The 23162-nt window shown below is 46.0% G+C and carries 23 protein-coding genes; 14 read left to right on the top strand and 9 right to left on the bottom strand.

The window, feature by feature from the left end; all coding sequences use genetic code 11:
• Positions 1 to 329: 329 nt before the first annotated feature.
• Positions 330 to 1982 (bottom strand): AarF/ABC1/UbiB kinase family protein, encoded by a 1653-nt coding sequence (locus QUB26_RS13375; RefSeq protein ID WP_333318406.1) that lies wholly within the window; start codon positions 1980 to 1982, stop codon positions 330 to 332.
• Positions 1983 to 2278: 296 nt separating this feature from the next.
• On the opposite strand from QUB26_RS13375, the gene QUB26_RS13370 reads away from it, so the two are divergent.
• Positions 2279 to 2863, top strand: coding sequence for a Uma2 family endonuclease (locus QUB26_RS13370; RefSeq protein ID WP_333238625.1), 585 nt, complete (start codon positions 2279 to 2281; stop codon positions 2861 to 2863).
• 114 nt (positions 2864 to 2977) lie between these two features.
• On the opposite strand, the gene QUB26_RS13365 is transcribed toward QUB26_RS13370, so the two are convergent.
• Together QUB26_RS13365 and QUB26_RS13360 are read right to left on the bottom strand one after the other, a co-directional pair.
• A complete protein-coding gene (locus QUB26_RS13365; protein WP_333238623.1) occupies positions 2978 to 4039 on the bottom strand; it encodes a mannose-1-phosphate guanylyltransferase in 1062 nt (353 codons plus the stop codon).
• A gap of 250 nt (positions 4040 to 4289) precedes the next feature.
• The gene (locus QUB26_RS13360) at positions 4290 to 4901 is read right to left on the bottom strand and encodes a thylakoid membrane photosystem I accumulation factor (RefSeq protein WP_333238621.1); all 612 of its coding nucleotides are present in this window, start codon (positions 4899 to 4901) and stop codon (positions 4290 to 4292) included.
• Positions 4902 to 5223: 322 nt separating this feature from the next.
• Here QUB26_RS13360 and QUB26_RS13355 point away from each other — a divergent pair, with 322 nt between their 5' ends.
• The 6 genes from QUB26_RS13355 (at position 5224) to psbM (ending at position 10798) form a co-directional block, all read left to right on the top strand.
• Complete coding sequence (locus QUB26_RS13355) at positions 5224 to 6126, top strand: undecaprenyl-diphosphate phosphatase (protein ID WP_333318383.1); 903 nt, start codon at positions 5224 to 5226, stop codon at positions 6124 to 6126.
• 165 nt (positions 6127 to 6291) lie between these two features.
• Entirely contained in the window at positions 6292 to 6420 is a 129-nt protein-coding gene (locus QUB26_RS13350; RefSeq protein ID WP_333318380.1) for a hypothetical protein, read from the top strand.
• Between the two features lie 195 nt (positions 6421 to 6615).
• Positions 6616 to 8001: a TIGR03279 family radical SAM protein gene (locus QUB26_RS13345; protein ID WP_333318378.1), complete on the top strand. Its 1386-nt coding sequence runs from the start codon at positions 6616 to 6618 to the stop codon at positions 7999 to 8001.
• A gap of 141 nt (positions 8002 to 8142) precedes the next feature.
• Entirely contained in the window at positions 8143 to 9987 is a 1845-nt protein-coding gene (locus QUB26_RS13340; RefSeq protein WP_333238612.1) for a TolC family protein, read from the top strand.
• Positions 9988 to 10106: 119 nt separating this feature from the next.
• The gene (locus tag QUB26_RS13335; RefSeq protein ID WP_333055813.1) at positions 10107 to 10403 is read left to right on the top strand and encodes a 2Fe-2S iron-sulfur cluster-binding protein; all 297 of its coding nucleotides are present in this window, start codon (positions 10107 to 10109) and stop codon (positions 10401 to 10403) included.
• Between the two features lie 281 nt (positions 10404 to 10684).
• Entirely contained in the window at positions 10685 to 10798 is a 114-nt protein-coding gene (gene psbM, locus QUB26_RS13330; RefSeq protein WP_015177760.1) for a photosystem II reaction center protein PsbM, read from the top strand.
• 260 nt (positions 10799 to 11058) lie between these two features.
• Here the strand turns inward: psbM and QUB26_RS13325 are convergent, their stop codons facing one another.
• Positions 11059 to 11910, bottom strand: a complete 852-nt coding sequence (locus tag QUB26_RS13325; protein WP_333238609.1) for a universal stress protein — start codon at positions 11908 to 11910, stop codon at positions 11059 to 11061.
• 141 nt (positions 11911 to 12051) lie between these two features.
• Here QUB26_RS13325 and QUB26_RS13320 point away from each other — a divergent pair, with 141 nt between their 5' ends.
• The 4 genes from QUB26_RS13320 (at position 12052) to QUB26_RS13305 (ending at position 16168) form a co-directional block, all read left to right on the top strand.
• Positions 12052 to 12552: a thioesterase family protein gene (locus QUB26_RS13320; protein ID WP_333238607.1), complete on the top strand. Its 501-nt coding sequence runs from the start codon at positions 12052 to 12054 to the stop codon at positions 12550 to 12552.
• 231 nt (positions 12553 to 12783) lie between these two features.
• Positions 12784 to 13845 (top strand): DMT family transporter, encoded by a 1062-nt coding sequence (locus QUB26_RS13315; protein WP_333318376.1) that lies wholly within the window; start codon positions 12784 to 12786, stop codon positions 13843 to 13845.
• A gap of 22 nt (positions 13846 to 13867) precedes the next feature.
• Positions 13868 to 15043, top strand: coding sequence for an ATP-grasp domain-containing protein (locus QUB26_RS13310; RefSeq protein ID WP_333238603.1), 1176 nt, complete (start codon positions 13868 to 13870; stop codon positions 15041 to 15043).
• Positions 15044 to 15229: 186 nt separating this feature from the next.
• Entirely contained in the window at positions 15230 to 16168 is a 939-nt protein-coding gene (locus tag QUB26_RS13305) for a hypothetical protein (protein WP_333238602.1), read from the top strand.
• Between the two features lie 54 nt (positions 16169 to 16222).
• Here QUB26_RS13305 and QUB26_RS13300 read toward each other — a convergent pair whose 3' ends face one another.
• The 4 genes from QUB26_RS13300 to QUB26_RS13285 form a co-directional block, all read right to left on the bottom strand.
• Positions 16223 to 17179 (bottom strand): DUF6282 family protein, encoded by a 957-nt coding sequence (locus QUB26_RS13300; protein WP_333238600.1) that lies wholly within the window; start codon positions 17177 to 17179, stop codon positions 16223 to 16225.
• Positions 17180 to 17232: 53 nt separating this feature from the next.
• Positions 17233 to 18138 carry an alpha/beta hydrolase gene (locus QUB26_RS13295; RefSeq protein ID WP_333238598.1) on the bottom strand — a complete coding sequence of 302 codons (906 nt, stop codon included), beginning with the start codon at positions 18136 to 18138 and terminating at the stop codon, positions 17233 to 17235.
• Positions 18139 to 18152: 14 nt separating this feature from the next.
• Complete coding sequence (locus QUB26_RS13290) at positions 18153 to 18599, bottom strand: SufE family protein (RefSeq protein ID WP_172189131.1); 447 nt, start codon at positions 18597 to 18599, stop codon at positions 18153 to 18155.
• A gap of 155 nt (positions 18600 to 18754) precedes the next feature.
• The gene (locus QUB26_RS13285) at positions 18755 to 19783 is read right to left on the bottom strand and encodes a GTP-binding protein (protein ID WP_333238596.1); all 1029 of its coding nucleotides are present in this window, start codon (positions 19781 to 19783) and stop codon (positions 18755 to 18757) included.
• A gap of 485 nt (positions 19784 to 20268) precedes the next feature.
• Here QUB26_RS13285 and QUB26_RS13280 point away from each other — a divergent pair, with 485 nt between their 5' ends.
• The gene (locus QUB26_RS13280; protein ID WP_333238594.1) at positions 20269 to 20934 is read left to right on the top strand and encodes an iron ABC transporter permease; all 666 of its coding nucleotides are present in this window, start codon (positions 20269 to 20271) and stop codon (positions 20932 to 20934) included.
• Here QUB26_RS13280 and QUB26_RS13275 read toward each other — a convergent pair.
• Positions 20923 to 21288 (bottom strand): hypothetical protein, encoded by a 366-nt coding sequence (locus QUB26_RS13275; RefSeq protein WP_333238592.1) that lies wholly within the window; start codon positions 21286 to 21288, stop codon positions 20923 to 20925. The two genes, QUB26_RS13280 and QUB26_RS13275, sit on opposite strands and share 12 nt — an antisense overlap.
• A gap of 325 nt (positions 21289 to 21613) precedes the next feature.
• On the opposite strand from QUB26_RS13275, the gene QUB26_RS13270 reads away from it, so the two are divergent.
• Positions 21614 to 22345: a response regulator gene (locus QUB26_RS13270; RefSeq protein WP_333238589.1), complete on the top strand. Its 732-nt coding sequence runs from the start codon at positions 21614 to 21616 to the stop codon at positions 22343 to 22345.
• A 6-nt stretch (positions 22346 to 22351) separates the two neighbouring features.
• On the top strand, positions 22352 to 22954 hold the full coding sequence (locus QUB26_RS13265) for an adenylate/guanylate cyclase domain-containing protein (RefSeq protein WP_333238587.1): 603 nt from the start codon (positions 22352 to 22354) through the stop codon (positions 22952 to 22954).
• Positions 22955 to 23162: the final 208 nt, after the last annotated feature.

Below are 23162 nucleotides of genomic sequence, written 5' to 3'. Positions count from 1 at the left end.
AGCTCTATTTCGATCGCAAAATAGGTTTGTAATAAGGACTGAAGTCCTTAGTTATCAAGTTTTGAGAGACTTTACTCCCTCAAAACTCGAGCTAACTATAATTTCTAGCTTAGACTCAGCGGCTGCGGGCGATCGCCTATCTTAAGTCAGAGATGTTGCTTAATAGTTGAGGATGCTATAGCACTCCTAGCATCAATTGTGAAATCTTTCTCTTCTCTTCTCAGCATTCGCGTCAAGAGAGTCTTCGCCGTTCCTTCACAAAAAAGCCAGTTGCGCGTTTCCCGAAAGGATTGCTATATCTCATTATTTTCCCTATTTCCCCTTTTCAATCAACTTCGCAAACGCCCTGACCTGAGAATGCTAATAATCAACCAAAAACCCAAAAAACTTGCCGCCCCAAACAAACCCGTGCTCAGAAAAGATAGCTGAGAACTTTGTGCGTTAGAAGAAATAATTGCCGCCCCCACAATCAGCGAACCCACGACAATACTAAAAGAAAGTCGGTTCGCAGAATCCCCCAGAGTGCGGCGTAGCGGATCGAGTTCTTTTAGGGTCAAGTTCCACTTCAAAGTTTCCGAAGTAACTCGGTCTAAAAGCACTTCCACCTGTCGCGGAGATTGCAATGATAAGCTTTTCAGATCCAGGGCAGTTCTCAACAAAGCTTGGATAGGATCATCTCCTAATAACTGACGCCGAAACATATCGGTCATCAGCGGTTTGACCTGCTCTACAATATTAAATCGGGGATTAAAAGAGCGCGCCAGTCCTTCCAAATTCGCTAGAGTTTTTGCATACAAACCGAGATTGCTGGGCAGTCGAATTTTATTTTTGCGGGTGATTTCCAGCACCTCATAAAAAATTTCCGACAAGTTCATTTGCGACAAGCTCACATTGTAATACTTACGCAGCATTCGAGCCAAATCGTTCTCTAGATTAACTAAACTTGTCGGCTGAGCAAATTCGGCCATTTCTAAAGTTAATTGAGCGCAGCGCTGAGCGTCTAAATCGACAATTGCCAGCAACATTTCTGTCAAATTCTGCTGAGTTCGCGGGTCTAATCTGCCGACCATGCCGCAGTCCAGCAAAGCTATCCGGCTGTCTGTTAGATAAAATAAATTGCCGGGATGCGGGTCGGCGTGAAAGAATCCGTCGATATACAACTGCTGGAAGAAAACGCGGCAAAGTAGCGTTGTAATTTCTTCGCGTTCGGCATTTATATCTCCTTTGTGGCGAATTCCTTGCAAATCGCCTAACAAAATCGGGACTCCGTTCAGCCACTCCATTACTAAGAGTTTTTTTGTAGTTAACTCCCAGTTAATTTCTGGTAAGACAACTTGTGTGGGGTCAAACCATTTACTTTTAGATAAATTGCGGCGCAGTTCGTCTGTGTAGCTGGCTTCTTGAATGAAGTCTAGTTCTGCACGCAGGGCGATCGCAAATTCTTCAGCTAGGGCGACAATATCGTATTGTTGACCGAAGTCTGTGAGCATGACAAGTTCTGCCAAACCTCGGAGCACGGCGATGTCTTGTTCGATGACAATATCAATACCGGGGCGCTGAACTTTGAGGGCGACTTCGCGGCCGTCTTTTAAAGTAGCTTTGTGGGTTTGGGCGATCGAACCTGCGGCGATGGCTTGAGTGTTAAATTTGGCGAAGGTATTTTCGAGAGATTCTGTGAGTTCCTGGCGGACGATTGCTTCTACTTGCGACCACGGTACGGGCGGCACTTCCGCTTGTAGCGTGGAGAGAGTTTCGATATAGCTGGCCGGTAAAAGGTCGGGACGGGTGCTCAGCAATTGTCCTAATTTGACAAAAACTGGGCCTAATTGGACGAGGATATTGCGGAGAACTGCTGGAGTTGGGAGACTGGGTGCGTCGGTTTTGCGGCCGGTTAGGAGGCTTTTCATGTAGTCCCAACCGTTGCGGAAGACGACCTCTAGAATTTCTCCTTTGCGAGAATTGTTTTGAACTAGGCTAAACAAGGGGCCTCCGGGTCGATCGGGTTTAAGGGCTATATAACTACTAGGATAGCGCTGTTGACCAAGCTGACCAGTGTCTTGGGGAATAAATTGGGGGTGGTGGGAATGCGCGTGAGAGTTTTGGGGGGTGGGGGCGATCGGTCTTTGGCCGTGGCATTGCTCCTCATAGTAATATACAGTTAAAGCAGACCTGATATTTTTATAATTAAATTTATTGACTGGAAAAGATGTGTCAAATAATTGAATGAGTAAGTTATTACAAACCAGATTCTCAATGTGTTTAATACCGTATAAGAGACATGATTGCAATCCAATTTCCTCAGACCTCGATCGAATTATCCATCAACTTAACTGACGAGCAATTTTTTCAGCTTTGTCAGAACAACCGCGATTATCAATTTGAACGTACAGAATCCGGGGAATTAATTATTATGCCACCGACAGGCAGTGAAACTAGCAAGCGCAATATGGATCTATCGTATCAACTTCGAGCCTGGAGCCGCCAAAATAATCTAGGAGTTGCCTTCGACTCTTCTGGAGGCTTTAGGCTCCCCAATGGTGCCGATCGCTCTCCTGATGCCTCTTGGGTCAAAAAAGAACGCTGGGATGCTTTAACACCCGAACAAAAAGACAGTTTTGCTCCTTTGTGTCCTGATTTTGTTGTTGAGTTGCGTTCTCGGACTGATTCCTTGAAGAAACTTCAAGAGAAAATGCAAGAATATATAGAGAACGGTGCTAAATTGGGTTGGTTAATTGACAGGCAAAATCGGCGGGTAGAAATTTATCGCCCCGGTCAAGATGTTGAAATTATCGAAAATCCTGCCACTCTATCAGGGGAAGATGTACTGCCTGGTTTTGTGTTGAATTTAGAAGAAATTATGTAAATAAAGTAAATAGTAAGGCCCAACACAGATTCAAAAACGAATGCCTGGATAAACAGTGATGAATAGTTGGTGTATTCGCCTTCAGAATCCGTGTCGTGCTGCCTCATTTCACCCTCACAGCAAATCTTTCAATTTATCATCTTCTCCCAACACCTTAATTACCTGTTTTATCTCCTGCGTCCTGTCCTTTTTCACAATCAAAGTCACATTACCATCTCTGACAACTACGACATCTTCTAAACCAATGGTGACAATCACCTCTTTGTCATCGGCTGCATAAAAAATGCCACCTTTCGTATCAATTCCGACGTGTTTTGCTAACTCCACATTCGGTTTGTCTCCTTGCAGCAAACGACCGATCGCATTCCAATCTCCCAAATCGTCCCAACTAAAGCCTACGGGCAGAACACAGGCTTTTTGCGTCTTCTCCATCAGCGCGTAATCGATGCTAATTTTGGGTAATTCCGAGTAAGCCTGCGCGCCTTTTGCTTCCAAAGCTGCCATCATTTCTGGTACATGATTTCGCAATTCTGTCAAGACAGTTCCGACTCGAAATACAAAAATTCCGCCGTTCCAACTAAACTTGCCGCTGGCTACAAATTCTTCCGCAGTTGTGCGATCGGGCTTTTCGGTAAATCTCGCCACTCGATAAGCCGGAAAACCCCCAAAACTGCCAATTTCCTCGCCTTGTTCGATGTAGCCGTAGCCGGTGGAAGCATAACTCGGTTTTACTCCCAAAGTGGCGATCGCATCCTGATTTCTCGCCAACTCGGCCGCCGCCTCCAAAGTCTTGATAAACTCCTGTGGTTCCCCAATCCAGTGATCCGCCGGGAAAAAACCAACAACCGCATCCTCACCGTAACGCTTCGCAGTTTCTATAGCAGTCCAGGCCACAGCCGGCGCAGTATCTCGGCCCTCTGGTTCCGCCAGTAAATTCTCCGGCGGTAACAGCGGCAACTGTTCGCGAACCCCCTCCGCCAACATTTCCGACGTTACCACCCACAAATCGTCCCAACCGTTACCTAATTCCAAAAGTCTTTCCGCAGTCGCTTGCAGCAAACTCTTGCCGCTACCGTCGAGACTCAAAAACTGCTTGGGCCGCTGCTTGCGACTCAGTGGCCAGAAACGTTCGCCTTTACCGCCGGCCAGAATCACAGGAATTAAGGTTCTACTCATTGTTTAAAGTTTAAACTGTTCACATCTATTTTGCCTTGATACTGGTAGGGACACGGCAATGCCGTGTCTTTACCCGTAGCTTAATTTTTAATTCTACCTTCTATCTTCTGCCTGTGACTTTTTCAATCCAATTAGTATCACGATAAATGTAAGGTGCGCCGCAGCGCACTTTACCCAAGATCAGACCGATAAACTTTCGTTAACGAATCCTTTAAAATCGCTATAACCACGAGCAATTAGGCATTGGCTGTTACTTCGATAATTCGATGTTAAGTTCGTTCACAACGCGGCGTTTGAGCGGGAGGGATTTTTCACGGGGCAGCAAATCAAATACTTTCCGAAAAGCATCATCTACTTGTTCAAATGGTATTTGTCCTTTCTCATTAAAAACTACTTTTCCCGATTGGTCGAGGATGAGAGTTTGTGGTACGAAACCTTCGTAATAATGGCTAGGTTCTGTGAGTTCCGGTGACGGTTGCGGAGGCAAAGAGTCAATGCTTATGGGCATAAAATCGGCTTCGCGGCCGTAAAATTCCTGGAGTTGAGAGACGACGATCGCATATTGCTTGGAGTCGCTGCTGTCGTCTGTGTAAAACACTAACAATACGGGTTTATGGCGTTTAAAAGAATCTGCAATCTTGACTTTAGGAGGAACTAGGGAACCGTTGCCGGCGTAGAGGGCAAATATTGTACCGTCAAAGCGATCGTCCGTAAGAGTTGCCAAGGCTGGGGCCGTGCCACTTAGCAGTATGAAGCTAAGTGCGATCGCCACTGTTACAAGACTGGCTGACAAGATTCGCCTCAGCCAGCGGATGCCAGAAGCAGCAGTAACAAGTGATTTTTTTTTCTCAGGAAATATCATAGGTTGTGGGCAGTTGCTGTAAGGAAACCGAAATCAGATGCAAAAACTTTCCTAAGTTTATCAGCAAAATGTAGGCAAATGTTGTTGAGTAGGTTAAAGTAGTTTCGGCTCGACGATCGTAAATTGCTGATAGTGGCGATCGACAAGGCGATTCTACAGGCCCAAGATCACTATTTGCGATCGGCTTTTTAGGGGCGGGCTGGAAGTGTCCGCGCCACAATAAAATTTATTTGTGGTGGCATGGGCTTGTAGCTTCTGAAAATAATGCAAGATGTTAAATCCAAGTGATAACTAGAAACTGAAAACTGGGAATTTACAACTAATGATAACTTTGCTTGACGCACTCCTCGCCCAAACGCCGGCTGCTGATGTTTCCGGGCCGGCTCAAATCAATCTGGCGCAGGCCCTTGTTTTAGGAATTGTACAAGGATTAACAGAGTTTTTGCCTATCAGCAGCAGCGCTCATTTGAAGGTAGTGCCGATCGCCCTGGGATGGGGCGATCCCGGAGTTGCTTATACTGCTGTTATTCAGTTGGGCAGCATTGTTGCAGTGCTTTGGTATTTCTGGAAAGACTTGACAAATATAGCTGTTGGTGCAGTCGAAGCCCTGGTGCAGCGCAACTACAAATCCCATGAGTTTCAAATGGCGGTAGCACTGGTTTTGGGAACAATACCTATAGTCTTTTTTGGGCTGCTAATCAAGGCATTGGTTCCAGATTTTGACAACTCGCCACTTAGAAGTTTGGCCAGTATCGCCATTGCTTCGATCGTCATGTCGCTACTGTTAGCAATAGCAGAAAAAATTGGCAAGCGCAATCGCACTTATGAAAAGTTAACTGTCTTAGACGGTATTTTGATGGGATTAGCTCAAGCAATCGCCTTGATTCCGGGGTGTTCGCGATCGGGTTCCACTCTAACAGCAGGATTGTTCATGGGATTGGAAAGACCCGCCGCCGCGCGGTTTTCTTTTTTATTGGGAATTCCGGCAATTACTCTGGCTGGATTAGTGGAATTAAGGGGTGATTTGGGACAAGGAATCAGCGATGCGGGAGTTGCAGCTTTGATAGTGGGAACGATTTCATCATTTGTGTTTTCTTATTTGTCGATCGCGTGGCTAATGAAGTTCCTGCAAACTCAAAAGACGTGGATATTTGTGTTGTATCGGCTAGCTTTTGGCGTGGCCATTTTAACGGCGATCGCAGGGGGGGCAGTGCAAAATATTTAATAGGTGGAATAAACTGGGTAGGAGTGACTCAAATCGCTCCTGTCCTATAAGCTAGCAGCAAACAAGGACAGAATTAGAGTAGGTGCGATCGCTCCCAACTCCCGATCACCATCCTTATTGCAAGTTAAAAGTGTATAATTAGGTCTAGTTCCACAAGCAACTGCGATGACTACTCTGAAACCCCGTTATAGTAAGCAAGAGTTGGCACGACTGAGCGATGAGATATGCGATCGTACTGTGCGATCGCAAGTTGATCCAAGTAACAAAGGTCAAATTGTGGCGATCGATCTGTAGACAGTGGTACAGTGACAATCAAAAGACAATCAAAAAAAGACGCTAAAAAAATATAAATTTTGACAAATCACTGCGCTAGATGCTGCGAAAAAAAGTTGAAAAATAGCCGCTCTTATGAGAATTAGATTTACATCTAATATACAAAAAATGTCAAAAAGAATAATTTATTCAATCTAAAAAAATCATCGCGAACTTATGAGCGACTTATCAATCCGGCCCGCCCTAATCACCAAAGTTATCCCCGACAGCATCTGCGCCGAAATGGGATTTGAACCCGGAGACTCAATCGTCGCCGTCAACGGTCAAAAACCCCGCGACTTGATTGACTATCAATTCCTGTGCGCGGATGAATTTCTCGAATTAGAAGTATTAGACACTAAAGGCAAAACCCACAAATTAGAAATAGAAAAAGAGTATGATGAAGATTTGGGATTGGAGTTTGAAAGCGCCCTCTTCGATGGACTAATTCAGTGCAATAATCGCTGCCCTTTTTGCTTTATTGACCAACAGCCTCCGGGAAAGCGGGAAACTTTGTATCTCAAAGATGATGACTACCGCCTTAGTTTCCTTTACGGTAGCTATCTCACTCTCACAAATCTGACTCAAAAAGAGTGGGACAGAATTGAACAAATGCGGCTTTCTCCTCTTTATGTTTCCGTGCACGCTACGGAACCGGAAGTGCGAATTAGACTGTTGAAAAATCTCCGCGCCGGTCAGATTCTCGAACAAATCAAATGGTTTCAAGAACGCCGCTTGCAAATTCACGCTCAAGTAGTTGTTTGTCCTGGTATTAATGATGGCGAACATTTAGAACGCACCTTGTTAGATTTGGCAAAGTTTCATACTGGAAGTATTCCCGCTGTAGCATCGGTGGCTGTAGTGCCGGTGGGTTTAACTCGCTTTCGCCCTGCCGAAGATGAACTAATCGCAGTAACTGCCCAAAAAGCGCGAGAAGTAATCGAGCAAGTGCAGAAAATTCAAGGGCTTTTGAGTACAGGAAAAGGCGGCGGAAAAGCGAAAAAGCAGAATGCAAAATCGCGCTGTATTTGGCTGGCTGACGAGTGGTTTTTAATCGCTGGTTTAGATTTGCCGTCGGCTGCTGATTACGAAGATTATCCGCAAATTGGTAATGGTGTGGGTTCGATTCGCCAGTTTATCCAGCAGTTTGAAACGGCTTTTGAAAAGCTGCAACCGATGCCAGTCGAGCCTGCGCGCAAGTTAGTTTGGGTGGTGGGGAATGCTGTAGAAAAAGCTTTTGAGCCGATCGTACAACAACTAAACCAAATTCCCGGCTTGTCCGTCAACATGGCCGCACTGTGCAGCAACTACTGGGGACAAAGTATCACCGTTACGGGTTTGCTCACCGGGCAAGATTTGCTCGAAGCTTTGCAGGGGCGAGACTTGGGAGATGGCATCCTGCTGCCGTCGGTGATGCTAAAACAGGGGGAACCGCGTTTTCTAGACGACATGACCGTAGAAGAGCTCGCCAGCTCGCTGAAAACCCGGATTTTGCCGGTGAGCGGAGTAGAGGAACTAATCTCGGCGGCGATCGGTCTGGCAACTGCTGAGGTTGAATTGTAAATTTTGAATCGAACATTCAAAAGTTAAGATGAGTAGGGTAATTCTGACTTGTAACTGGCGAGTTCAGGCTACAGACTAGAAATTTGAGACCTCAATCTTGCTCTAAAATTGTCTCTAGGATTGCAGAGTAATTAAAAAATTATGCGTGTTTTTCGTCAAATCATCGTAGTCGGAGTGGGCGCTGCAATTACTTTGGGCAACGCCCCACAGAGTGCTTCAGCACAGTCTCCGACTCAATCTCAGGACAGTTTGGCCCGCTTCAATCAGCTCGAATTAGGGCAGAAGGTTCGATCGACCTCGAACACAGCTGCAGAATCAGCGTCACAGGCCGAACAGTCGATCGCCCTTAACCCTCAAACTGGAACCGAGCAAGCATCAAAGCCTCAACAGGCTGCTCCGGCTTCCCCATCAACTCTGTCTCAGGCCGGTGCAACGCCTCTTAGAGGCTTGGAACCGACACAGACTCAGCAGCCTTCCCCGAACCCTCCCAACAATGTTCCTGTGCCCAGTTCCCCGGTACCCATCCTCCGGGGCACTCCGAACGAAAGTTTCCCCCCTGTCCCTCCGAGGGGTATTTTAGACACCAAGCCTCCGGCTTCCCTGGAACCCAACCCGAATCCCCTGCAGTTTCCGACAAACCCGGAGGATGTCAGGATCGAGCAAACTGAGTCAATTACCTTGCAGCAGGCGATCGACCTCGCGCGCCGCAACAGCCAAGTTTTGCAAATCGCCGGACAGCAAGTGGAACAAAGCAGAGCAGCTTTGCGCGAACAGCAAGCTGCTCTTTATCCAGACCTGAATTTTCAAATGGACGCCAGCCGCTCTGTGACTGCCGGCGGAGAACTCGGAATCCGGGCTGGGCAACGCCGCCTCAACGCTCTGGCTAACCGAACCGGGCAACCCGCCGAGCAAGCCGGCACAAATTTCGGCAGCAACAGTCTCAACAGCACTTTGCAGTTGAGCTATGACATCGATTTGTTCGGAAGACGGCGGGCTAACATCCGCGCGGCCGAGGAACAGTTGCGCCTTCGGGAACTGGATGTGGAACGCCAAGCCGAGGAACTCCGCTTCGACACTGCTGAGGCTTACTACACCTTGCAAAACGCGGACGGACAAGTTGCCATCCGCCAAGCTTCGGTGAGAAATGCCCAGCAAAGTTTGCGGGATGCCGAAGCCCTGGAACGGGCAGGGGTGGGAACCCGGTTTGCTGTGTTGCAGGCTCAAGCAAATTTGGCTAACGAAGTGCAACAACTGTCAGTTGCCCGTCGCGATCAGCGAGTTGCCCAGCGGCGTCTGGCTGAGATTTTGAATGTCAGCCAGTCGGCGAACTTGACGGCGGCAGATCCGGTAGAGCAAGCGGGCTCTTGGAGGCTGTCTTTGGAAGAGAGTATTGTGCAGGCTTTTAAGAATCGCCCCGAGTTGGAACAGCAGTTGGTGCAGAGGGATATCAGCAAGCAGCAGAGGCGATCGATTCAGGCGGGGCGTTTGCCTCAACTGAGTGTTGGGGGTGGTTACAACGTGCTGGGACTAGACCCTGATAACCCCGATCCGTATACTTCTCGCGGCTGGGCCGATGGTTATTCGATCCGGGCGAATCTGACTTGGAGTATCTTCGATGGGGGCGCCGCGAACGCGAGGGTGAAACAGCGGGATGCTGATATTGCGATCGCCGAAAGTCGATTTGACCAACTCCGCAATCAGGTGCGCCGGGAAGTAGAACAAGCTTATTTTGGCTTAGAGTCGAGTTTTGAGAATATCGAAACTTCTGAGGCGGGGGTTTTGCAGTCAAGGGAAGCTCTGCGTCTGGCGAGACTGCGGTTTCAAGCTGGTGTAGGTACTCAGACGGATGTGATTCAGGCGGAAACTGATTTGACTAGGGCTGAGAGAAACCGATTGTCGGCAATTGTCACCTACAACCTGGGGCTTTCGTCTCTCCAGCGGGCTGTGAGCAATCTTCCGACTAATAACCTCTCGGATGCTCCTTGAGATTGAGTTGGGGCGAGCTTTAATTACCAGAACAATTAGACATCGGGGTATTAAACGTCCGACACATTAGTTAATATTTTGTAATAGAGTTCCATGTCAACTGCGTTAAGGAATCGGCAATGGCCAATATCAAGTTTGTGAAGGAAAATCAGGAAGTCATCGCAGCAGACGGAGCCAATTTGAGGCTCAAAGCTCTAGAAAACCGCATCGATTTGTACACATTTTCGGGAAAGATGATGAATTGCGGGGGCTACGGTCAATGCGGCACCTGCATTGTGGAAATTGTCGAGGGCAGTGAAAATCTGTCGCCCCGCACTGACTTTGAGAACCGCAAGCTCAAGAAAAAGCCCGAAAACTATCGGTTGGCTTGTCAAGCTATGGTCAATGGCCCGGTGAGCGTCAAGACTAAACCGTGACTCTCAGAAGGCAGAAGGTTGATTAACAGAAAGAAAAATGCAGAATGCAAAAATTGTGTTTTTTTTCCTATTTCACTGTATAATCACGCCTTTTGCTCGCCTAGGAAAAGAAACTTGGTTTCTAGGACAAATAAGAGATTGGGTAGGGAGGCATCCAGGCAGAAAGCGGGTTTCGACGCTTGTCCGTCAGCTCTTCTTCTGTCTTCGAGTTTGCCTTTTGCCTTTGAGTGATATCCTAGTTGTGTGTGTTTTTCTATTTTCCGATAGAGGCGAGCGTCTTCATGGAAGTTAACGATTTAGGGTTTGTGGCAACCATTCTGTTTGTATTGGTTCCCAGTGTTTTTCTAATCATTCTGTACATTCAAACAGCTAGCCGTCAAGGTAGAAAAGATTAGCAACTGCTGTTATTTCTGTCAGGCGCAAGCTGCTTGCAAAAAAAAAGCGCCAACAGCTTTTTGCTGAGGCGCTTTTTTTATTAACTGTTGAGTGTTAGCTGCTAAGGAATGAGAATTAAATAACTTACAATGCGTGATGGTTTTTGTGAGATGGGCGTCCCGCCCGTCCAGAAAGGGCGGGCTATAAGCCCAACCCCTACTCCGCACTTTCAAGAGTGTAAATTATTTAATTCGCGATCCTAAGTGTTAACGATGAGATTCTAGCCGACTGTGCGGGCTAGCAAGACGGGACAGTTGGCATAAACTCGCACGTAGTCTGATAGCGAATTTCCTAGGAGTCGATCGATATCCACAAAGTTTTTGGCAACGCTGGGTCGCCGATCCGGGGAACCGATTACCAACAAGTCGGCATTCATTTCGTCTGCAATCCGACAAATTTCTTCCCCTGGCTTGCCTGTAGCACTCACGCAGCGGTAGCTAACTCCCATTTGTTTGGTTAGTGCTACTGCTGGGGCCAATACAGCGTCTTTTTCAGCACTTGTTGTTAAATCTGTGCTGGATTTTCCCGTCAAATCTTTGGTGACGTGTACTAAAATTATCTCTCCGCCACTGACTTCTTTGACCAAAGATAGCGCCAGCTCTAATGACTGTTTGGCAGCTTCTGATTTGTCTACCGCCACCATGACGCGCTTAATTTTTTTGACGTAGATGTCGTCTTTTACTAACAACATCGGTCTGGATGTTAGCTGGAAAACGTACTGGCTGACTGAGTTTTCCAAAATCGATTGCAGCCGTCCGAGTCCGCGGGAACCCATAATTACTAAGTCGGATTGTTCTTCTTCTGCGACTTGGCAAACTGTGGTTTTCGGATCTCCCTGTTTGAGCCGGGGGTTGACTTTGCTGGGATCTATTTTCAAAGACTGGACTGCTTGTGCTAAAATCTTGCCTCCTTCTTCCAATTTCTCGGCCATGCCATCGGAGGTTACTTGCGGGGGCACGACGTGCAAGACGGTGACAGAGGTTTGTTGCAAGGAAGGGATGTCCATCAACATATTAAACATCTCTTCGCACAAGCCGCGACCGGCGACGGCTACTAAAATTTTTTCTATCATGGTTTTGGCGGTTAAAACAGTTGAGTTTTCTTGTGCGACGTTAAACTAGGCCGTTGGTACTCTAGTTCATTAATGTTAAGCATAGGCCTGAAGTTTGTCTTATGATTTGTAGAAATGTAGCGTTTTGGAACGATTTGTAACGTGTTAAAGAACGATCGAACTCAACCAGAACTCGCACCGGCTGGTGCTATTCAAAATCGCCGCGGGATGGACTCTGAGGGCTGGTTTGAATATTTGGTGCGAGTGTACCCTCACCATACTGACTACAGCGGTGTGGTTTGGCACGGGACTTATCTGGCTTGGATGGAGGAAGCTAGGGTGGAAAGTTTGCGCTCTCTTGGCATCGAGTATGCAGACTGGGTGGCGCAGGGTTTGGAATTGCCTGTGGTGGAACTTTCGCTGCGCTACCACCGGGCTGTACAAATGGGTCAATCTGTGGCTGTCAGAACGCGGATGGCTGCTAGCGAGGGTGTGCGGCTGCTTTGGGATTACCAAATTCGATCGGCTGAGACTCAGGAGTTATATGTGACAGCACAGGTAACTTTGGTGGGTGTCGATCGCGACAAGAACAAGATTATCCGGCAATTGCCGCCGGCGCTAAAGGAGGCTTTGACAAGGCTTTCTGTTAAACCTTCAACCTAAGCTGCTGTTAACTATCAATTCTCGCCTCCAGAAAGCAACAATGATGAGTGTGGGTTTGTTTACTGAAAGACTGTATGCACCGGTGCGTCGCTCAAAGATTGTGGATATTATTTAATATTTAAGGGTGGCGACGCACCCGGAGCGATACTGTTGCATGAGTTTTGAGGATTTGTATAATTTATAATTATACCTTCTGCTTTCTGTTTTTTGCCTTCATTGGAACTTTTAATAATGTCAAAAAAACTGGAATTGCCAGAACCAAATATTGAACTTCAGCGCAATATTTTGGAAAAAACCGAGTTAAACTCTGCCTTAACAACTGAAGACAAAACTCTAGTTTCGGGAAAGCCAGACAGTTTAAAAAACGGTGAATTAGCTGACAGTCAAGGCAAAATTTGGGCGATCGTTTCGCTGTCTGCGGCGCTGCTAGCGGTGTCGCTGGCGGCGATTTTTATTAGGTTTAGCGAACGGGAAATCAGCCCGAATGCTACTGTTTTTAACCGTTTGTGGATAGCAACTGTGGTATTTGGAGTATGGAATGGTGCTGATGCTGCACGCCGCCGAATATCTGGGGCCAAAGTTGAAGAGCGATCGAGCTACACTCTGCAGGATGTGATGCTGTTAACAGCCGTAGGCGTGGTTTCTTCTGCTTCTTTGGGTTTCTGGGCCTGGTCACTGACTCAGACTAATGTCGCTAATTCTACTGTACTGCGAAACTTAACTCCTTTATTTACTACTTTGGGGGGATGGCTGCTGTTGGGGCGGCGCTTTGACAACAGGTTTTTGTTGGGACTGGCGGTGGCTTTGTCTGGCGCAATTGCGATCGGAATGGACGATTTGCAAACGGCGGGAGACAATCTAGTCGGCGACATTGCTGCTCTTTTATCGGCGATGTTTTATGGAGGAAATCTGCTACTTTCAGAACATTTGCGAACGAAGTTTCCGGCGACAACTATATTGATGTGGCGCTGTTTTATTGGTAGTCTCTTGGTTTTGCCACTGGTTCTGCTGGCGGGCGATCGAGTTTTCCCTTATTCTTGGCAGGGATGGCTGGCTGTAATTGGTTTGGCGGTGATTTGTCAAGCTTTCGGCCAGGGACTGCTCATCCACAGTCTCGGTCGTTTGTCGTCGGGATTTGTCGCTCTTTTTCTGCTGCTAGAACCCGTGATTACTGCGATTATTGCCGGGGTGCTGTTTGCGGAAAGTTTGAGCTTGTTTAATTGGTTTGCATTCTCCGTAGTTTTGGCGGGAATATATTTGGCAAAATCTAGCAGTTCGGCAGATAAAAAATAAAACACACAGGAAATAAACTTAAATGGTTGCAACATCAATTAGCCTGAATCGCTGGCATTATGACTTTAGTTTGCTGCCTCAATATTTGGAGGTGCTGTTTGCTAAATTGCGGATTGCTGTGGTGTTCGGCGGGGACTGCGATCGCCCCGGATCAGTGATTTACAAAACTCACAATCCCCGCGCTTGGAAGAGTTACGAAGTCGTCGCTCGCGAGATTGCTACAGCATTAGCAGAAATTGGCTTTCAGCAAGTCTTTGTCCTGCCTGACGACATGAACTTACCGGAACAACTAAAACAAAAAAATATCCATTTAGTGTGGCTGAATACTGGCGGAGTCCAGGGATACAATCCTGTTTGTCACACTCCCGCATTGTTGGAAATGTTGGGAATGCCTTATGTCGGTCACAATCCTTTAAATAGTTCAACTTTAGATAACAAACACGCTTTTAAACGGGAACTGCAATCAGTCGGAATTAAAACCGCTCCTTTTATGACGTGGCATCCTTCTCAAGGGATTTTGCAGCCTAATTTGCATCAGCGTTTTGCCATTGCTTTTGGTGACTATCAAGGGCCTTTTGTTGTTAAACCAGTATCCGGTCGCGCTTCGCTGCACGTTCATTTTGTAGACAAAATTGAGGGTTTGTCTGAGGCGGTTTCGGAAGTTCACCGAGCTACTCACAATACTGCTTTAATTGAAAAGTATTTGCCGGGACGAGAATTTTGTGTGGCGGTTTGTGGCTATGTTAAATATGCTAAAGGCGGTTTTGGTAAAGATACAAAACCTTTTGCTTTTTCGACGGTGGAGCGCGTGCTTGAGCCTGACGAACTTATCTTTACTTCTATGGACAAAAAAGCGATTACGGCAGATCGAGGACGGTTGATGGGCGGTGAGGAACCTGAACTCAAACGAGAGTTAATTGAGTTAGCTCGAAAAATTTATTGGGAGTTTAGTTTGAACAGTTTGGTGCGGATTGATGTCCGCAGTGATGCTGATGGAACGCTTTATGTTTTGGAAGCAAATCCCAAACCGGATCTGAAACATCCAGGGGAAAATGTGACGAGTTTGGTAGCTTTAGGTTTGGCGGAATACGGGATGAGTTATAACGATTTAATTTTTAGTTTATTGGCGGATAGGTTGGATTATTTGTTGACTCAGCATATCGAAATTATTCCTCATATTGTGGATTTGCTGCATTAATCGGACTTGCAGGGTGGGCTGCACCTTACCTGTAAACAAAAGGGATTTGTAAAGAAATATAAATTGTTGAGCAAAGTCAACACAGGCTGGCAAGTTGTGATAGCTTTGAGTAAGATCGCGATTTGTGGATGTCCCTTTTTTGGTCATAATCAAAATCCCTCAATTTATATCAGTTAGATACCACAAATGGAAGCATTACTTTTATTCATAGGATTTGGAGGCGGGGCATTAGTCTGCTGGCTAGTTTTGAATAAGCGAAATTCACGCAATTTGGTACGGATGCAGGGTTCGCAGGAGGCGATATCGAATTTGGCTGCTCAGTTGGATGCCCGAACTTCGGAATTGCGGCAAAAGGTGCAGAATGAAAATCAGCTAAATGCTGAATTGTCTCAGTTGCAAAGTCGGTTGGAAACTGTGACTCGCGAGCAAGAAGTGTTAAATAATCAAGTGTCGGAAATGGAAGAATTTTTGGCAGGAATTGCCCAGGATCGATCGCAAATTGATACTCTGATTGCTGATTTGCAGTTTCAGCTAGAAAATGCTCAACAAGCTGAGTCCCAGTTAGCAGAAGTGGCAGAACTTCAAGAGCAGTTAGAAGTTGCGGATCAGGAGCGATCGCAACTTAACGCTCAATTGCTGGAAATGCAAGCAGAGTTAGAGGCGGTTGATGCAGAACGTTCTCAATTTCATGCTCTGCTGTCGGAATTTGAGAGTCAGTTGGAAACGGCTAGCCAAAGCAGATTGCAGGTACAGTACCAGTTGTCGGAAACTCAAATTAAGTTCGATCGCTCGATTCAAGAGCGCGAGCAACTTCAGTCTCAACTATCTGGTTTGCAAGATCAACTGCAATTAGTCGAAGCAGAGCGATCGCAACTGCAATCCCAGTTAGAGACAGCTAACAGAGAGCGATCGTATCTTTACTCTCAACTCTCGGAATTTCAAAGTCAAATCGCTACAGCTAATCAGGCTCAAAATCAACTGCAATCTCAAGTAGGGGCATTAGAAAATCATTTAGAAACCGTCTATCAAGAACGTTTGCAGCTAAATTCGCAGCTATCAGAATTGCAAACCAACTCCCCAGCGGACGAGCCAGAATCTCCAGAACCGGAAGTAGAGCCTACTTGAGTATAAATCAAAGATAGGACAGAAGCCCTCAGCAATCGGACATCATATTTACTCCTAAATTCCTAACAATCGAGCGGGGTTTTCCTTCATCATTAAATTAATTTCAGGCTGAGAAATGCCTTCAGCAATCAATTTTTTCACAAATAACTTGTAGCCTTCAGCAGGTAAAGGATCGGGTTTTCTTCCCAAATCTGTACTCATAACAAAATGCTCGGCTCCGATTAGTTTAATCGCTGCTGCCATTTTACTAATAGAAACTTGATGCCAGTTTTTGTGACCCTCATCAGCGGCATTTTCTCCCATCAAATCGTTCACAAATGCGAGTTCTAAGAAAGCTCCGGCTGCGGCGGCTGTTTGCAGATTTTTTAGGGACAAACCGGGTACATCCGCCATTGCGTGGGTAATCAGGATGTTTTTAATATTGAGCAGGTTGGCTTCAGCTACAACTGCCATCACTTCTTCTGAGGAAATATGACCAGTTTCCAATACCAAATTCTCTTTAGCTACAATCTTCAACACCGCTGCTGTTTCCGGTAAAACCTTGCCATTTTCCGCAACTTTAATCCCCATTCCCGGCTTGTGAAAAACCTGCAAGTGATGCTCAGCATCAACCGTTGGCAGCCACACTACTTTACCGTATTTGCCACCGATGCGGTGCATTGCGTCAACAGCGTCGGGATTAATGCCGCCTACCGAATGATTGAGAACAATTCCTCCGAAAACTTGGATTTCTGGTACTATTTTATTAACCAGAACTGCCCGCGCTGCTGTGCTGGCATAATGATTTTTCAATACCACAGCTTTCATCTTCGCCCTAGCAGCTAATTTCGCTACTTCAAAATCATCCAACCTGCGGGGAATCACATCAGGAGAAGAATGAATGTGAAAGTCGATCGCACTTTCGATCGTACTCTGTGGCAAATTGATTATCGGCGGATCTGCGACAGCATAAACTGGCAGACAAAACCAATAGCAAACCATCCAAACAAACGTTAAAAAAACAGCTTGCATTCCTCCCCTCTGCGTTCTCTGCGCCCTCTGCGGTTCATCCCCTCTTAATCCTCTCAAATAAAAGATTTAACCACATTTGCCAAAGCTTCAGCATTCTCTTCGTGCATACCCAAAGAACCGGGAATAACTCGCGATTCAACACCCGGTAATTCCGTTAATGCTTCCATTTCAGCCTTGGATTTGGGCGGCGCATTTTCAGCAATTACAATCATCACCGGCACTGCTAAGTGTTGAAATTTATCTGTAAATTCCGATCGCACTTTAGCCGGATCTAAACCACCAGTCACAAAGGCAGCGGAACCGTATCGAGCACCGGGTTTTTGCGTCACTTGCCATTTGCTTTGGATGAAATCCGGCGTGACTTTAGCTGCATCGGCGTAGACGTGGCGGCGGTACATAAAACTCAGGAATGACGGCGCAGTGTTGAGTTTGTATAGGAATTGTCCCAGTAAGGGCGATCGTACTAATTCTCTCACGATTCCATGCCACCCGCTTTGCTGTTTGCTCATCGTCGGCAAAGGCCCGCGCCAAGTCGGCGCTGCTAAGACAATCTTTGACCAAACATTGGGCTGTGATTGCGCTAATTGCATCACATAACCCGCAGCGTGACCTGCCGCAACTACAGCCACAGGACTATTAAAAATTGACTCAACAAAATCCTTGAGAAATTGATGATATAATTGCGGTTGATAGTCGGTTCGCGGGCGATCAGATTCGCCAAAGCCCGGCCAATCTAAACTCATAACTTGAAAGTTAGAAGCTAACAATTCTGCTAAAGGACGCATTTCTTCTCGCGTCGAAACCGTACTGAAAGCCGGCAGCAACAATACAGGATTTCCCTGCCCTCTGGTTTCGTAAATAACTTTGATTTGCGTTTCTTTCCAATTCCAGAGATATTCTTGAACTGCGGCGGAATAGTTGCCAGAATTTGATTTTGTTAAATTTGTAGTTTGAGTCATGGCTGTTTATTCTTTTAATTTGCTTCGGCTTGCTTGCTTAATTCACAAGCAAGTGCCTTATTTTTCATCATTTGAAAAATGTTGTAAAATCCGTTAGCGCGGGAAGGTGTCAGACTCACATTCAATCCCGTGTCTTGAATAAAATCTGGGGTAATGGTGACAATTTCAGCAGGCGTTAATCCGCTCAAACCTTCCACCAGCAAGCCAACTAATCCTTTGACTAACTGAGCGTCTGAATCGCCTTGATACAGAACTTTTCCGTCTGCCAAATTTGCGGTAATATAAACTTGCGACACGCAGCCAGAAACTTTGTTTTCCGGCAGTTTATCGCTTTCGGGAAATGCTGGGAGTCGCTTGGCATACCACAGCAGTTGTTCGTAGCGTTGTTTCGGATCGGAATGTCGCTGAAAGCGCTGAACGATTTTAGCTAAAGCAGCAGGTAGCGCGGTGTTTGCAGACATGATTCACTCGTAGCGGTTTACTTCGTTAATATTATACCTTCGATTGTAGCAGGAAGGGCGATCGATTTGAGATTTTAGATTTGAGATTAGGACTTACGCATGAGATAGTAGGGACACGGCAATGCCGTGTCCTCATGGGTTTTTAAGACACGATCTTAAACTAAACAACTGTTCAGGTGTTCTCGAATTTGAGCGATATCTAAGTTGCGGCCGATGACTACGAGTTGATTCTTAGGTGCGGTAAACCATTCCGAAGCATCTAGTTCGTATCTGGGGCCGCTGAGTTGAAATATGTGTCTCATCGGACTGTCGTTAAACCAGAGAATTCCTTTTGCCCGAAATACATCGAAGGGCATTTTTTCCGTGAGAAATTCTTGAAATTTGCGGACATCAAAAGGTCGATCGCTCTCAAATGATAGTGAAATAAATCCGTCGTTATCTAAGTGATGAGATTGATGTCCGTGATGGTGGTGTTCGTGATGGTGTTCGTGATGGTGTTCGTGTTTTTCCTCAATTTCAAGACTGTTGAAAATATCTGCTTGCGTTAAACCCACACCCAAAATTAAGGGTAGAGGAACTTCACCATATCGAGAGTGTAAAATTCTCGCTCCTTCCTTAACTGTGCGAATGTAAGATTCTAACTCTTCTACTTTTTCTGGAGGAGCGAGATCGGTTTTGTTTAGCAGCACAATATCTGCAAATGCCACTTGTTTAAAAGCTGCTTCGCTGTCAAAATGATCGGGAGTGAAGGTTTCGCTATCGACTACGGTAAGTACAGAATCTAGATTAGTTAAATCCCGCAATTCGGTGCCGACAAATGTCAGGATAATCGGCAGCGGGTCGGCCACTCCGGTGGTTTCAATCACCATGCAGTCGATGCGTTCTTCTCTTTCTAAAACTCGGTAAACTGCATCGACTAAGCCTTCGTTAATAGTGCAACATATGCAACCGTTGCTAAGTTCTACCATGTCATCGTCTGTAGAAAGTAGAAGCTGCGAATCGATGTTTATATCGCCAAATTCGTTAACTAAAACCGCAACTTTTAAGTCTTGGCGATTTTTGAGTATTTGATTGAGCAAAGTGGTTTTTCCACTGCCGAGAAATCCGGTAATTATAGTTACTGGCATCCCTCTTTTGGGAAGATCGGCAATTAAATCTGGGGTTTGTACGGTGAGATTAGTCATTGTTATTCGTTGGTTAATTGTAGAGACCTTGCTGTTAATTTGCAAAGCCGATCGCACCTCATCGCTGACAGCCCGGTGCGATCGCCTCTGCTAAGATACGGGCGATCGAGCCGATCGCGCGCATTTTATTTGATAATCATTCTCATTATACGTGAAAATGCGGTTGGCGCGCAAGCTCTACAATTACAGATCGGTGCAATATCTCCGATCGAGCGTTAATCTGAAGAGGTTACTGTAGTTAACGAGCGCGATCTATCCACAAACAGGAGAATAGATGGTATTTAGTAACTAGCCGGATTGTTTCTTAGGAGTTTGGGCGATCGCGCAGAAATAACTATGTAAAAATGTTATTTATCTAAAAGCAAAGCGGTATAATATATTGTGAAAAAAATCTGGCTAAAATATCGAGTTTTTAGGCAGTTGTATTCTTAGGATTGGGTTTGCTATTAACCCTCGCCCTTTCGCTTTCTTTTGGTGCGGTACCCATGAGTGCCGATCAATTGTGGCAAGCATTTCTGCACCGAGGTGATGCTGTCCATCAAACTATTTTATGGGAATTGCGTTTGCCCAGAGTTGCGGCAGCGCTGACGGTTGGTGCGGCTTTAGGAATGTCGGGGGCTTTGCTGCAAGGGTTACTCCGCAACGGTTTAGCAGATCCTTTTGTATTAGGAATTTCGGCGGGTGCAGGGTTGGTTGCGATTACCATGCTGACTTTGGGAATATTTCAAAGTTGGGTGCCTTTGGCGGCTTGGATAGGTGCTATTTTAACTTCGATGCTGGTATACTTTTTAGGAAAAACTAAAACGGGAATTTCTGTGGAACGTTTGGTTTTAGCTGGTGTGGCTGTGAGTTCTCTTTTTGGGGCAATACAAACTACACTGTTGCTGTTAGCTGAAGACAGCCGCTTGCAAGCTGCTTTGAATTGGTTAATCGGTAGTTTGAACGGTCGCGGTTGGTCGGATTTGCAGGTTGCTGCACCTTATATTTTGGCTGCTTTGCTGTTAGGATGTTTTTTGGGGCGATCGATAAATTTGCTGGCTTTGGTTTCTCTAAAAGTGAGAAAGCTAAAGGCATTCCAAAGCCCGCAGCGATCGGAAACCTGGTTTTTGAGCCTGACTCCCAATGCTGTCGGATCGCCATCAAGAAGCTAGATCCAGAGGTGGCAAACCGCGCAACTGTCGCAGCGAGTTGATACACATCTGACAGTCGCAGCCAAACAGCGCCACCGCCTCATCGCTTTCTGCTTCCGAAAAATCCAGCATCGCCACCCGTTCTTCACCCGGGCGCTGCCAACTGATTCTTACTTTAGAATTAGCAGCAGCAGACTTGCCAGAAAGCCGCACGCAACTCAGGCGCTGAGTGTGGGGCGATCGCACGCATTGAGGCGAATCAGCCGATTGGGCTGGTATTTCGCCAATTAGAGCGGGATTGGCGATCGCGCTCAAAGACATCACAGATCCAAACAGCGTCGGACTTACAAGTAAAGTGAGGAGCAATCGATTCATTTGTCGTCCTTAAGAACTTTAACGTATACAATAGCCGATTATCTGTTGCAATTCAACAAGGTTTTCGTCCGACATCAGTACGATTTGCCGTTATTAAGGCTTAAAAGCCGAATATTTGCCGCCCAAACTTTCAACAATTATCCGCGTATTAGCAACTAGCATTTTCTGATAAGTATCACCTTGGCTCCCGATTTTAAGATTTGTTGCAATTTGAGTAAATTTAGATAGCCAGTGATAGCAAATTCATCCAATGCGGGTAAACTGATTTCAGCAAGGACAACTCGAAGCAGCGAACAAGTTTACCTCAAAAACCAAGTGGGGAGTGATGAGTACAGTTTTAGTGGTGGAAGATTCCCGCAGCCAGCGCGAGTGCATTTCACATCAGTTGAGATGCAGCGGATTGAATGTAATTCAGGCATCTGACGGTGTGGAAGCGCTGGATAAAATTGAGAAAAATTGCCCCGATTTAGTATTATTAGATGTCATAATGCCCCGTCTGGACGGCTACGGGGTTTGTCGTTTAATTAAAGCTAATCCCGAAACGAGGAACATACCGGTGGTATTTTTAACAGGGAAGGGACAGCAGTTAGCTTTATTTGCGAGGTTCCAGGGCGATCGCGCCGAGGCTTATGTTAGCAAACCTTGGCAGCCTAGGGAACTTTTGGCAACGATCAAAAAAGTTTTGCTCAATGCCAATATTAAGTTCGATCGAGCTTCAGCCGACGCTTGGACAGAATACGGAATTTTAAACTTAAGTACAGTCGAACTCTATCAAAGCCATGCCGATGCTTGGACAAAATACAGTTCCCAAATTATTAAATTGTACGATTCCAGCTTAGCAGCTTTCGAGCAAGCTTTGGCAATTGAACCGAGTCACTCGAATGCAAACAAGTATCGCAACCGAGTCCAGACAATCCGGGCAACTTTGATGAAAAAATTAGAGCAAACTAAACCTTGCAAAGTCTGCGATTATTATTACGGTAAGGATGGCATCAATTGTGCGATTCATCCTGCTGGTCGCCCTCCAGAACAGTGTCGCGATTGGGAATTTAATTAAACAAAAATGAAAACAAATAACCGCGCTAACTTAGAAAAGCTGCTGCAAGAAAGAAACGAACATCCCGAAAGAATGACGGAAATTGATGAAAAAATAAATTCAACTTTCCGCAAAAATTACGCAATTTTAGTAATGGATATGTCGGGATTTTCGCGCACGACAGTCCGCTACGGAATCATTCATTTTTTGGCAATGATTCACCGGATGCACGGAATTGTCAAACCGATAATTTCCGAATACGGTGGCACTGTAGTTAAGGAGGAAGCAGACAATATTTTTGCAGTTTTTTCCGATGTCAAATCAGCGGTGGAAGCTGCGATCGACTCTTTGAAACAAACGGCGGCTGTCAACACGACACTGCCGCCGGAGATGGACATTTACCTCTGCATTGGTATTGGCTGTGGGGATGTTTTGATGCTGGAAGGAGAGGATATGTACGGATCGGAATTTAATCTGGCATCCAAGCTGGGAGAGGATTTGGCGGAACGCGGAGAGATTTTGCTTACCTCAGCAGCCTTTGAAAAGTTGGAAGGTGACAAGCAAGATTGGGAAAAAATGGAACTTTCGATTTCAGGTTTGGAATTGGTGGCGTACAAGCGGCTTGAATAAACTTAATTTCTATTGTTATATCTTGGAAGACTCGGCGATTTAAATCGCGTCTACACCAAGTTTCGTCCGCCTGCGCGAAATTAAAAAATACAGCGTATTCCAGGTTTATGAAGTAAGGAGATAGCAAGAAGCGGCTGTAATTCATAAACGTGGAATGTGCTGTAAGACTTGTAGGGTGCGTCAGACTTGCGTTATCAAGTGATAATTG

This window comes from Microcoleus sp. B4-C1, from assembly GCF_036705285.1.
In the GTDB taxonomy this organism is placed as follows: Bacteria; Cyanobacteriota; Cyanobacteriia; order Cyanobacteriales; family Microcoleaceae; genus Microcoleus.
This window is presented reverse-complemented; position numbering and strand designations above follow the sequence as displayed.